The organism is Bacillus sp. ES1-5, from assembly GCF_022487605.1.
GTDB lineage: Bacteria > Bacillota > Bacilli > Bacillales > Bacillaceae_G > Bacillus_A > Bacillus_A wiedmannii.
Map to the genome: position 1 here is coordinate 194,356 of NZ_JAKVPU010000001.1, position 13,115 is coordinate 207,470.

At 33.1% G+C, this 13,115-nt stretch carries 10 protein-coding genes and 1 pseudogene; 7 read left to right on the plus strand and 4 right to left on the minus strand.

The window, feature by feature from the left end:
- Positions 1 to 5 precede the first annotated feature (5 nt).
- Positions 6 to 407, minus strand: a pseudogene (locus MKO96_RS01100) (hypothetical protein).
- Between the two features lie 209 nt (positions 408 to 616).
- Between MKO96_RS01100 and MKO96_RS01105 the strand changes: the two are divergent.
- Together MKO96_RS01105 and MKO96_RS01110 are read left to right on the plus strand one after the other, a co-directional pair.
- Entirely contained in the window at positions 617 to 1,786 is a 1,170-nt protein-coding gene (locus MKO96_RS01105; RefSeq protein ID WP_046954076.1) for a ParM/StbA family protein, read from the plus strand.
- An 11-nt stretch (positions 1,787 to 1,797) separates the two neighbouring features.
- Positions 1,798 to 2,133 carry a hypothetical protein gene (locus MKO96_RS01110; protein ID WP_240586362.1) on the plus strand — a complete coding sequence of 112 codons (336 nt, stop codon included), beginning with the start codon at positions 1,798 to 1,800 and terminating at the stop codon, positions 2,131 to 2,133.
- A gap of 118 nt (positions 2,134 to 2,251) precedes the next feature.
- On the opposite strand, the gene mleBCA is transcribed toward MKO96_RS01110, so the two are convergent.
- Complete coding sequence (gene mleBCA, locus MKO96_RS01115; RefSeq protein WP_240586363.1) at positions 2,252 to 3,106, minus strand: BCA family alpha/beta fold macrolide esterase; 855 nt, start codon at positions 3,104 to 3,106, stop codon at positions 2,252 to 2,254.
- A 195-nt stretch (positions 3,107 to 3,301) separates the two neighbouring features.
- Here mleBCA and MKO96_RS01120 point away from each other — a divergent pair, with 195 nt between their 5' ends.
- On the plus strand, positions 3,302 to 4,231 hold the full coding sequence (locus MKO96_RS01120) for an NADP-dependent oxidoreductase (RefSeq protein ID WP_240586364.1): 930 nt from the start codon (positions 3,302 to 3,304) through the stop codon (positions 4,229 to 4,231).
- 123 nt (positions 4,232 to 4,354) lie between these two features.
- Here the strand turns inward: MKO96_RS01120 and pdxR are convergent, their stop codons facing one another.
- On the minus strand, positions 4,355 to 5,788 hold the full coding sequence (gene pdxR, locus MKO96_RS01125; protein WP_240586365.1) for a MocR-like pyridoxine biosynthesis transcription factor PdxR: 1,434 nt from the start codon (positions 5,786 to 5,788) through the stop codon (positions 4,355 to 4,357).
- Between the two features lie 146 nt (positions 5,789 to 5,934).
- On the opposite strand from pdxR, the gene MKO96_RS01130 reads away from it, so the two are divergent.
- Positions 5,935 to 6,852 (plus strand): DMT family transporter, encoded by a 918-nt coding sequence (locus MKO96_RS01130; RefSeq protein WP_240586366.1) that lies wholly within the window; start codon positions 5,935 to 5,937, stop codon positions 6,850 to 6,852.
- A gap of 135 nt (positions 6,853 to 6,987) precedes the next feature.
- The gene (locus MKO96_RS01135; RefSeq protein WP_240586367.1) at positions 6,988 to 8,025 is read left to right on the plus strand and encodes a DnaA N-terminal domain-containing protein; all 1,038 of its coding nucleotides are present in this window, start codon (positions 6,988 to 6,990) and stop codon (positions 8,023 to 8,025) included.
- 18 nt (positions 8,026 to 8,043) lie between these two features.
- On the opposite strand, the gene secY is transcribed toward MKO96_RS01135, so the two are convergent.
- Complete coding sequence (secY, locus tag MKO96_RS01140; protein WP_240586368.1) at positions 8,044 to 9,348, minus strand: preprotein translocase subunit SecY; 1,305 nt, start codon at positions 9,346 to 9,348, stop codon at positions 8,044 to 8,046.
- Positions 9,349 to 9,852: 504 nt separating this feature from the next.
- Between secY and MKO96_RS01145 the strand changes: the two genes are divergently transcribed.
- Together MKO96_RS01145 and MKO96_RS01150 are read left to right on the plus strand one after the other, a co-directional pair.
- Positions 9,853 to 10,368, plus strand: a complete 516-nt coding sequence (locus tag MKO96_RS01145; RefSeq protein WP_076538079.1) for a DinB family protein — start codon at positions 9,853 to 9,855, stop codon at positions 10,366 to 10,368.
- A gap of 557 nt (positions 10,369 to 10,925) precedes the next feature.
- Entirely contained in the window at positions 10,926 to 12,872 is a 1,947-nt protein-coding gene (locus MKO96_RS01150; RefSeq protein ID WP_240586369.1) for a bifunctional metallophosphatase/5'-nucleotidase, read from the plus strand.
- Positions 12,873 to 13,115: the final 243 nt, after the last annotated feature.

Consider the following 13,115-nt stretch of genomic DNA (forward strand, 5'->3'; position numbering starts at 1 on the left):
CCTTTTTATTTATATTGTTTTGCGACTATAAGCTCGACGATAGGATAAATAAAAAACGAAGAACAAAGTGCGATAAAAAGAGGAAGATTCTTTATTTCATCGAGTAATAGGAATGCAAATCCTTCTGATAATATTAAAATAAAAAACATTAGGCATATTAGTACAAAATAAGCAACTTTAAAGCTTTTATATTGGATTTGCTGTCCCATTTCATCTTGACTTTCTTCCGATACTCCGTTTGGGTCTCCCTAAGTAATTTGATTAATTAAATTACCAATTATTAACGAAAAAGCGAATATTGTTCCTCCCAAAATAGAACCTTCCGTTGCATATTTATATGCGCCATGTATGAGGACTCCGATTAATGATAAAACGATAAGCATGAAAATAATTTTTTTATGATTCAATTTAGAAATGACACCTCCTGTTATGTAAAAAACTCTTTACACCAATAGTATAAAATTGGAAAAGTGTTATGTCAAATACTTTTTACATAAAGGTCCGAAAATATAATATTTTGTTTTTACGATTAATAAAAAATTACATAACATTTGAATGTAAAAGAATGGGCTCGCATATATTTGGAAGGGATGTCAGATTAATTTAGGGGGTAGTTATGTCTATTCTATTAAAAGCTGGTGCTGATGCAGGAAATAACGGTTTGAAGTTAATGGTGAAAGGGCAAGACCCTATTTTTATTCCGAGTATATATTCTTTATATATAGGAGAGCCTACAGGATTGTTAGATGAGAGTGATGTTTCATTATCCGAATTAGAAAATCACATTGACGTGACCATTAGTTCTCCATCGCTAATGTTAAATAATGTGCGGTATATCGTTGGTGAAAAAGTCATTCAAGATCAATTAAAAGGTACTGAGGTTGAGAAGAAATCAAATAAGTCAACTGATGAGTTAATGGTTATTACAATTCTATCTGGTTTAGCGGTGAGTGCTATGCGTCAAAGTCCAACTTCTAGTCATATTAATATTCGTTATGATTTATCTGTTGCTCTTCCTATGCAGCTTATTACACAAGAAATAGCTGCGGAAAATGCGAAACGTTATATGGGCAATCATAAGGTTGTTTTCCATTATCCAAACGGACGTGATGTGACAATTAATATTTCAATCGAATATTGTAAATGCCTGCCTGAGGGCGCTTCTGGTACGTGGGGCATTGTATATGATGAAGAAGGAAATGTAGTGAAACATAAAATAGAATGTGAACAAAATCAAGTTTCAGAAATTGATTTTGTTGATAAAACTTTATTGTCTTTTGATATTGGTGCAGGGACGACAGAAGAAGTAGTTTCACTAGGTGTGAACTTTAGACCACAATTAAGTAAGGGCTTATCATACGGTGTGAAAGAAACGTTACTACAAATTATTACAAGATGGAACCGGAAGTATCCAACAAAGACGATTGATAGTATTACAGAGTTTAACCAAATTTATTTACATGAAAAGCACCCAAGAAATGCGTTACTAGTTGAAGAATCACAACCAGCATTATTAGGTTTAGCAGCGCGTGTCGCAACGGATATCATAAACAAAATTGATGACATGAAAGACGATCCATACGTATTTATTTATGGCGGGGGCGCAGTAATTATTAAAAACAGTTTAAAAATGATTTTAAAACAAAAAGGACGACTAACAAATGTAATCTTTGTAGATAATCCGTTATTTACAAATGCACGTGGATTATTAGTCTACACTTGTTCGCCAAAATATAGAGAGCATAAGCAAAAAGAGTTAGGATTTACAAACTTAACGATAAGTTAGTTGGTGGAAGTATGCGATCTAGGCGATATAAACGTGGTGATCGAGTAAAAATCAATATTCATAAATCAGTATCACCTGAAATGATTGCATGGCTGAATAAACAATCAAACCCAACCAATTTCTTTTTCTTTGCAGCGCAGCAACTCTTTAAACAAGTAGGAGATATTGATGTGTCAAAAGCTATACCAGGTAGCCATGTTTTCTCATTATACGTGGAGCCATCATCTTTATTAAAGGTCGAAGTAAATCCCTTTAAAAACGTGCCACTAGAAGCTAATAAATCCACCGATAATATAAAAAAAAAATCATGGGAATCTGTTGATCAATTAGATTGTCCGTTTTTTTAAACATAGAAAAAATAAGTATTGCCCATCACTATACATACGGATACAGTGATGGGCTTTTTTACATGTAACGAATAGAAGGGGCACAAATTATGGTGTGCTCCTTCTATTCGTTATTTATCTATATTTTAGATGTATGTTCAGTAACTGCATGAATGATGTCTGCCCAGTCATCAGGATGATTTTCATGTCCTGCGCCTTCAAGGGTTAGTAGGACTGATTTAGGAATTTCATCAATAAGTGCGAGACCATGTTCAAAAGGGAGTGCTGTATCGTCTGTTCCGTGGATAACTAATGTAGGTGCTTGTATTGAGTGAAGCACACCTTCATAAGCATCATCACCTTGAAGTAAAGCGTGATTAAACATACTTAATAGATTGTTTGCGCGTTCTATTTCTTGTTTTACTTGATTATAGACTCTTTTTTCATCAAATGTTCGTTTGGATCCACATAATAGGCGAGATCCGGAAACTAAATATTCTGCTACAACATTTTCATTTGTCCAATCTAAATGCGTGCCATTTGCGTGATGTGTTAAAATTCTTTCGTCCATCGGAGGTAAATCGCGCGTATTATCGTCAGAGCCTATTATACTTGTAGCTAATAATGTTAACGTTAAAATTCTTTCGGGATGTTTTACAGCAGCAATTTGAGCGATCATACCACCTAATGACATACCAAATAGATGTGCTTTATCAATATGATAAGCATCGAGTACCCCAATTGCATCTTCAGCCATATTTGTAACTGTATAATTGGAAGTTCCAGGCTCATATGTAACAGAGCATCCTACATCACGGTTATCAAAACGAATAACAAATTTCCCCGTGTTAGCCAACTGTTCACAAAACTCTTCATCCCAATAAATCATTGAACACGTAGCACCCATAATTAATAAAATAGCTGGGTTTTTAGGGTTCCCAAAGCTTTCTGTACATATATCAATCCCGTTTATTTTAAATATCTTTTCAGTCATAGAGTTCTCCCCATTTCTTTTGAATGTAATTGAAAATACAGTTTTGAACGATTCTAAGGTGAGTGTACGTTTCTTTATGGAATTCATAATGCTTCTTACGTAATTACCCCCAAAAATAAGTTTATGATAATTTAAGGCAAAAAATTTTGAGAAATATTTGTATGTTATTAAAATAAATAGCAAGGAGGAATGGAAATGAAAACAATTGTTATAGATCAATATGGTAATGTTGAAGAATTAAAAGAAAGAGAAGTTTTAAAACCAATTGTTAAAGGTAACGAGGTATTGATACGCATTCTCGCAACATCTATTAATCCTGTTGATTGGAAAATAAGAAAAGGAGACTTACAAGAACAGTTGCGATTTTCATTTCCAATTATTTTAGGGTTGGATGTAGCTGGGGTAATTGAAGAAGTTGGGGAAGAGGTAGAGTGCTTCAAAGTAGGAGATAAAGTATTTACGAAACCTGAAAATATAGGGAAGGGCTCTTATGCTGAATTCATTACAGTAAAATCGGATTTAGTATCCTATATGCCTACTAATCTAAGTTTCGAAGAGGCGGCTTCTATTCCTCTGGCAGGACTTACAGCGTGGCAAAGTCTTGTAGATTACGCAAAAATAAAAGAACATGACCGAGTACTCATTCATGCTGGAGCTGGTGGAGTTGGAAGTTTGGCAATCCAAATCGCAAAATTATTTGGAGCTTTTGTTGCGACAACTGCAAGTAGTAAGAATGAAGAGTTTTTAAAATCTTTAGGAGCAGATCTCGTTATTGATTATAAAAAAGATAAATTTGAAGAATTATTATCAGATTTCGATATTGTATTAGATACAATAGGTGGCGAAATACAAGAAAAAAGCTTTCAAATTATAAAATCTGGTGGTGTGTTAGTTTCGATTGTTCATGAGCCCATTCAAAAAGTAAAAGGGATAAAATCAGGGTTTTTATGGCTAAAACCAAACGGGAAGCAATTAGAAGCATTATCAAAATTAATTGTACATGGAAAAATAAAGCCAATTATAAGTAAAGTTGTGCCTTTTAATGAAGAGGGGGTTAGAGAAGCTCATATTTTGAGTGAAGGTCAACATGTTAGAGGTAAAATTGTAATAAAAGTCGGAGGATAATGAAGATAGTGGCTTGTAGAGAAAGTGAAGTTGAACCAGGAAAAAACTTAGAAATAAACACTATCCCAAAATTCACATTTTCATTTTGGGATAGTATTTATTATTGGACATGTAATGTTATCTCTATAATATACAGTTTCGTATTGTATCATGTAATTTCTCTAAACCAATCAACATATCTTTTTCATTTAACATTGAATAGCTAATCCGTAATTTGTTATGATTTATATCGGTATTTAATTGACAAGCTGTACCTGGTAAAAAAGAGACATCTACTTTATTTGCTTTTTGTAATAAGGTAAAGGGATCTATCGAATCAGGAAGTGTAATCCATAAATTAAAGCCACCATTTGGTATTTCAAATCGTAATTCTTTAAGTGGTGATAACATATCAATCGTTATATCACGTCTAATTTGTAAAGCCGTACGTAATTTTTCTAAATGATTTTTCATACGTTCTGCACGTAAAAAAGGAAGGAGTGCTTTTTGCGTTAATAAAGGACTACCGATATCCATTGAACCTTTTACAGCATATAACCATTCAAAAATAGGCCCATCAGCAATAAGAGATGCGATACGTAATCCTGGTGCTAACGTTTTACTAAATCCTTTTATATATATTACATGACCATTCCTATCAAAATTTTTAATAGGAGGGGGAATAGTAGCACCCTCAAAATATATTTCTCCGAAAGAATCATCTTCAATTATAAAAAACTCATATAGCTCTGCTAGTTCTATAAGTTCCATTCGCCTTTCATTACTCATTACTGTACCTGTCGGGTTCTGGAAAGTTGGATTCGTATACAATAATACTGGATTTTTACTTTGACAAATATCATCGATTAAGTCGGAGCGAACTCCATGATTATCAAGAGAAACTGGTATAATTTTAGCGCCTTTATTGATGAAAATATCAAGTGCAGCACTGTAACAAGGACTTTCCACTAATACAATATCACCAGGTTTTAATAATGTTTGAGCAATTAAATCAATTCCTTGTTGTGCTCCGCTTGTAATTAATAATTGAGATGGATCGGTCACTAAATTCTGGTGTTCACTTAAGTAATTTGCTATTTCAACTCGCAGTTCATAATCACCCTGTACTGGCCCATAAGTTGCTAGGATCATCTTGTCTTTATTAAGTATTTTATGCATTTCGTCTGCTAAGAATGGATTTGGCAATAAACGAGGATACAAAATCGCTTGTGAAAAATCGTAATATTTTCGGTGCTGATTCATTGCATATTGAGATCGCATAACATTAATCGTTTTCGTTTGTTGCCATTTGTACGGAATTGGTTTGAAATCTTTTCTTACATGTTTATGTATATAAGCACCTTTTCCTTGCTCAATGCGTATATATTCTTTCTTTTCTAATTGCTTGTATGCCTTACGAACAGTTAATAGGCTAATCTGTAAATCTTCGGCCATAGAGCGTAAAGATGGAAGTGCGTCACCATGCGCAAGCATGCCACTTTGTACTCTTTCAACGATTTGCATATATATTTGTTGGTAATACGGTATGTTGGATTCTTTACGAAGGACAATCTTCATGGTTTCACCTTTTTCGTTTTTATTTTATTAAAGCGAAAAATATAAAGAGAATCAACTACAATTTTAAGTAACTGTTATATACATAGTTACACTGTTATACACCACACCTTCTATACTCATGTTAAGAGTAAAAAGGAGGAAGAAAAATGGTCATTTTCAATTATATTTTAGTATGTATTATTTTCGGAACAACATTTTTAACGATAAAAATCGGAATTGAAGCAGGGGCGCCCCCATTATTTTCAGCAGGAATTCGTTTCTTGTTAGCAGGCGTAATTCTGATGATTATATTTAAGTTAAAAAGAAAAGAAATTATGCCACATGTATTTTCAAAACGTATTATGTATGCTGGTTTTTGTTTAACGTTTATGACATTCGCATCACTGTACTGGGCAGAACAATATATTTCTTCAGGTTTAGCTGCTGTACTTTCTGCTACGGGGCCGATGATGATTTTGTTATTACAAGCAAAGAGAAATAAGACAAAATTACAAAAGGAGCAACTCGTAGCATTAATTATTGCACTAATAGGTGTTATTTTTGTTTCTTTACCAGGAACGCACCAAGAAGTAAGTCTCATATGGAGTATCGCTTGTTTTGTTTTAATAATAGGAGAGTTATTTTACGGAATAGGCTCTATTCGCTCAAAAGAAATACTTTCGGATTTACAAAGTGTATCACCATTTCTCATTAATGGTATTCAAATGTTTTACGGAGGGGTTTTATTAATAATCGTATCCGTCATAGTAGAACAACCGAATGTATCTGTATTAGCTTCATGGAGTGTACAGTGGCCTATTTTATATCTAATCTTTATTGGATCAATTGGTGGACACGGATTATACTACTGGCTCTTATCAAAAACAAACCCTGTATTCCCGTCAACGTGGTTATATGTATCACCGTTAATTGCTATTATTGTAGGATATATCATATTAGGAGAACCTTTAAACCCTACAATGGGAATAGGTGCTTGTTTTATTTTGGTTGGTGTATTTTTAGCTAATCGATCCACACTCCGGAGCTATTTCAAGCAAGGGAAATGGTTTGAGAAGGAAATGTAGTTGTATAAAGAAGCAGCCCTGTATATAACAGGGCTGCTTGAATTTTATTCATGATACGGATTGACTTTATTTATTGGAAAGTCGTAATATTATTAAGCTATATGAAAGAGAACCACAAAAAGAGGGGGAGTTATTATGAAAATAAACTGGACTGAAGTAAAGGGAAAAATTCGAACGCAAATTTCAAAACCATCATATGAAACTTGGTTTACTAATACTACTGTTTATTTAGAGGATGATATATTAACAATTTATTGTCCGAATGAATTTGCTCGTGACTGGTTAGAATCTCACTACAAAGAATTAGTATTTCATACATTAAGAGAAATGTTTAATACGACGTTTGAAATTCAGTTTGATCTATGTAATGGCGAACCATCTAAATTGAAAGATGTTCAAAAAGAAAGGCTTAATAGCTGGGATGAAGTAAAGAAAGCGTTAAGGCCAAAATTAGCAGAGAAAACATTTATGACCTGGATTAGAAATACAAATGCTACTATAGAAGATAATACATTAATAATCTTTTGTGAAGATGCGTTTCATCGTGATTTGCTTGAAGGTGAGTATAAAAATATAATTTCAACTACCGTACAGAAAATTACTAATGAAGAATATCAAATATGGTTTGAAATAGGATCAAACACCGCTTTAATAGCACAAATTCATCATATGCAAAATAATCAACTCACTTCCGGACAAGAGGAATCGAATATAATTTGGAATCAAATAAAAGATAAAATGCAATTAATAATTTCAAGATCTTCATATGAAACGTGGATGAAAGAAACGACAGCCAAAATAAATGAAAATTCATTGATCATTTATTTTGAAAATGAATTCCAACAAGAATGGGTTGAAAAGTCTTATAAAGATTTAATTTCGCAAATAGCCAAAGAATTAACTGGAAATACATATGAACTTCAATTTGAATTAGAATCAAATAAAGTTGTAACCAGTAATAGTGAAAAATCAAAGTCACCTACCGAAAATACTATTTTCGAATTATGGGAGCAGTTCAAATCGTCCAATGATGATTTAAAATATAATAATCTAGAAGATAGCGAAAAACGCATTCAAGCATTAGAAGAAAAAATAGTGAACTTGGAAAATGTAATTGATACATTAGTGGGGAAATTAGAGGTAGTAGAATTAAAAACACAGTTGGAAAAATAACCAACTGTGTTTTTTTACTTAATTTACTTTTTTTATAAACCCTTTATAATGACGTTTCACAAGCTGACTTTCTAATGTCTTCATTGTTTCAAGTGCTACACCGACGATGATAAGTAAGCTTGTACCACCGATTTGTGCAGAAGGTGGTAATGTAGCAATTTTCGTGAATACGAGCGGTAAAATTGAAATTGCCCCTAAGAAAATTGCACCGATAAATGTTAAACGGTATAAAATTTTAGTTACATATTGTTCTGTTGATTTACCAGGGCGAATACCAGGCACATAGCCATTTTGCTTTTTCAAATTCTCAGCCATTTGTTCAGGATTTACTTGAATAAATGCGTAGAAGTATGTGAAAGCAACGATCAGACCGACATAAAGCGTCATTCCAATTGGATGTGCGAAATCAAGATTTGCAACTAACCATTGCGATACGCTTGAATCAGGGAAGAGCTGCGCAATTGTACGCGGCGTCATTAAAAATGCGGAAGCAAAGATAACTGGAATTACACCAGCACTATTTACTTTAAGAGGTAAATGAGTGTTTTTTGCTCCTTGATATTGATTGTTTCCTGAAACAGCTTTTGCATATTGAATCGGTATTTTACGCACAGCTTGTTGAATGTAAATAACGCCAACAACTATTGCTAAAATTACGAGACCAATTAAAACTATTTTTATGATGTGCATGAATAATTGATCGCCTGCATTTTGAAATTGTTGTAAATAAATTTGATTCGCAACATTTGGAATCGCTGCTACAAGTCCTGCGAAGATAATCATCGAAATACCATTACCAACGCCATTAGCGGTAATTTGTTCACCTAACCAAAGTAAAAATGCAGTACCTGCAGTTAAAACTGTCGCAATAAATAAGTATGTAGTCCAGCTTTGATCTGTTATTAATTGTCCACCTGCTATATTATTAAAACCATAAGACATCCCAATGGCTTGTATGAATGCGAGAACGATTGTAAAGTATCGAGTGAATTGAGCTGATTTCTTACGGCCCATTTCTCCTTGCTTTGCCCATTCCGAAAATTTAGGTATAACGTCCATTTGTAGTAATTGTACTATGATGGAAGCTGTAATATAAGGTGTAATACCTACAGCGAAGATTGAGAAGTGTTGTAGTGCTCCTCCGCCAAATACGTTTAGCATACCTAAAACGTTAGCTTGATCTTGTACTTTTAATACCTCTGCGTTAGTATGAGGAACTGGAATAAACGTGCCAATTCGAAAAACAATTAGCATCGCTAGTGTAAAAAGAATTTTGTTTCTTATCTCAGCTACTCTCATGAAATTTGAAATCGTACGAAACATTATGTCGCCTCCTATATTTTTATCAGTTTAAAACTGATTATTATATCCCGATGAAGTAACCACAAACCTCCTTCCGCATTAAATTCATTTGACAAATGGAATTTCATACACTTTGTAGTTTTCACGGATATAAAAATATAAGGTTTTTTAGCGACCTATAAACTTTTCATAATCATTCAATACACATAATATATCGAATAAATTAACAAATGTACATACATACGCATGAAAAATGAATGAATAGGGGCATTTTTTACATTTATGTAATACTAGATTGATAATTAGGAACGTTTTATGTAGTTGTATTGAAAGGGTTCGGCGGGAAAGTAATATGGTATAGCTGTAGCACATGATAACCTCAAGGAAATCTTCAAGGATGTTGAGAAAACTTATATATTTAGTCGTGAATTAGAGAAACAGTAGTGAAGGAAAATCTTTCTTCTATAGAGAATATTTCTAACGCAGGAATCTAAGTATATAGGTTCTAATGAAAGGAGAATTCACATGAATACATTTGTAAAGGACAAGTTTTATGAAACGAGAAATCAATTATTTGAGGAAATTACTTTGTTAAGTGATGCTCAATTTAATAGAAAACCAGATAAGGATAAATGGAGTATAGCACAAGTGTGTCATCACTTAGTTTTATTAGATGAGAGAGTTATAACGGTTATTTCGTCAGGATTAAAAAAGATGGATAGTTTCCAAAATGAGCGTAAAGAAATTCATACTATTGTATTAGATAGATCGATAAAATTTATAGCACCAGAAATGATTGAACCAAGTATAGAACCATTTGAAGTGCTGCAAATGGTTGATTTGTTAAACGACTCTAGAAAAGAATTGATGCGTTTTCTGAGTACAATAGAAGATGAATCTAAATTGGCAAAAAAATCAGTGATGCATCCAGCTCTTGGAGAATTATTTCTTGATCAGTGGATAGAATTAATCTATTTGCATGAACAGCGTCATATAGAACAAATCAAAGAGGTAAAATTGCTTTGTGAAGTTGAAAAGTAAAAATTATTATCTATTTATTTAGCGATTTAGGAAAGCATCAAGGGTTCGAGTGATAAAATACAAGTCCTGATTAAAATTATGATGAATTTAGTTGAAAGCAACCAATAAGCAAAAGAAAATATGAAACTAGCAGATTTTACTGCTGAAGAGGAAACGAACATTTGAAAAACATCTGAATCCAATTTGCTGTATAAGTGTAACCCCGTCTTGAATGAAGAGCGGGGTTATTATTTTTGGAAGTGATCTCAGTATTTTCATATAGAAGGAAATAAATTGGAAATTAAATCCGAAAATGAGTTATATGTCCAAAATTTTGAAAGTACATATACATCTACCGTTAGTTTAGCGCTCTTCACACGTTGGAGGAAGAAGTATTTTGTTAGAAAATGATAAAATACTATTCTGTTAGGGGATATATGCATTTTATTCTCTATATTTTCACAGCAGAACCACCTTCAAAATTATCTTTTGTAGTTGAATTTTTCCGAATAATAAGTTACTGTCATAAAGTTCAAGCAACTTTATGACAGTACAAAAAGGGGAGAAATATTGTTATTATGCAAAAAATGAAATGGAAGAACTATGTATGCTATTTTATTATTCTAATGCTTCTTGTAACAGCAGTAACAGTCAAACCAGCTATTTCTAAGGCTGAGGAATCTGATGTTAATATTACATTGTTAGGTACTGCAGATATTCATGGTAGATTTATGCCTTGGGATTATGCGCTTGACGGAGCGAATATGAGTGGAAGTTTGACGCAGCTTTATACGGTTATAAAGAAGGTACGTCAAGAAAATCCAAATACCATATTAGTAGATGCCGGGGATACAATTCAAGGAAACTCAGTAGAATTATTCAACGATAAGCCACAATCGCCAATGATGGTAGCGATGAATACAATGGGATATGACGCCTGGGCATTTGGAAATCATGAATTCAACTTTGGATTAGATACATTGAAAAAAGTTAGTGAGCAATATAAGGGAAAGACGTTAGCAGGAAATATTTATAAGGAAAATGGAGAGCGTTTTCTTCCTGCATATACGATTGTTGAAAAAGGTGGAATTAAAGTCGGGATAATTGGTATGAATACACCAATGATTAGTGATTTTGAAAAAGGGACAGATCATTTGGATGGTTTAGTAGTGAAAAATCCAGTAGAAGAGACAAAAAAGGCAATTAAAGAATTAGAAGGTAAAGTAGATGTAATGGTAGGGGTTATGCATATGGGACTAGAAAATGAGAATGGAATCCCAGGTACTGGTGTTCAAGATATTGCGAATGCTTGTCCGGAACTAAGCGCTATTTTTGCGGCTCATATGCATAAACTTGTAAAAAAAGAAGTTGTAAATGGCGTAATTATTACAGAACCAGATAAATATGGAACGCATATTTCACGTATTGACCTTACTTTTACAAAGCAAGATGGAAAGCTGGTTCTAAAAAATAAAACTGCTACAGCTATACCTGTAAAAAATACTGATGGAACAACAATAGTATCTGATCCTACACTTGAAGACACACTGACACCTTTTCACGAGTATGCGAGAGGAGATGCAAATGTTGTAGTTGCCCAATTAAAGGGTAGAAACCTTGTTCCTGAAAATGAAATAAAGGGTATTCCAAGTGTGCAGATTCAAGAGACACCTTTATCAGATTTCTTTCATGAAGTCATGCTCCATTACAGTAAGGCGGATGTAGTAGCCCATCAAATTGATAATGATTATGCCCGTTTGGATATAGGTCCTATAAAGAAGAAAGATATTGCTTATAATTATCAATATGCTTTGGGAGAAATTACAGTATATAAGATAACTGGAAAAGATTTAAAAGACTATATGGAATGGGCAGCAGGATATTTTAATTCATCTCGTGCCGGAGATGTAACAGTTAGCTTTGATAAAAATCGTCGTGCGTCTAAATACAGTACGAACGATTTCTTTGGAGGCGTAAAATACGAAATTGACTTAACAAAACCATATGGTAGTAGAATTACAAATTTACGCTCTATTCGTACAAATAAACCAATCAAAATGAGCGATGTTATGACGCTAGGAATGAATGCGTATAGAATGGAGGCTCTTCAGGCAAAAGGGGGAGCTTTAGAGGGACGTAAATTTGAACAAACTTGGTCATCTAAACAAGAGAATGCATTCGGAGAAACAGGTGGAACCATTCGTAACCTTGCTATTACATATTTAAAAGAGGTAAAGTACGGTGTATATACACCAAAAGTTATGCATAATTGGAAAATTACTGGTGTAGATACACATTCTTCAGAGCATAAGGCTGTAGTTGATCTTGTAAATAAAGGGATTTTAGAAATTCCAAAAACAGAAGATGGAAAATATACAAATATAGCATCTATAAATACTAAAGATTCAATTACAAAAGAAGAGATTGTAGCACTCTCACAAAAAGCTAATATTAATCCAAATCAGTTTAATCATGTAAAAAGAAAAGGTGAATTTTACAAAAAACTTAGTAGGATAATTAAATAAATATAAAATAGATGGCTCTCGTGCAAAAAACTATTAAACTTGGACATACCATTATCCTAAAAAAGTCTGTGATCGGTATGGTAGTATAAAGAATCAACGATAAAAAATCCCCTGGATCATTAAACAAATCCGGGGGATTTTTTATTTGAATAATTATGGTTTTATTTCTTTTAAAGCATATTTATAATATGCTTTAAAAGAACATACCTTAAGTTAATAACATGCAATAGATATGTCCTTTTC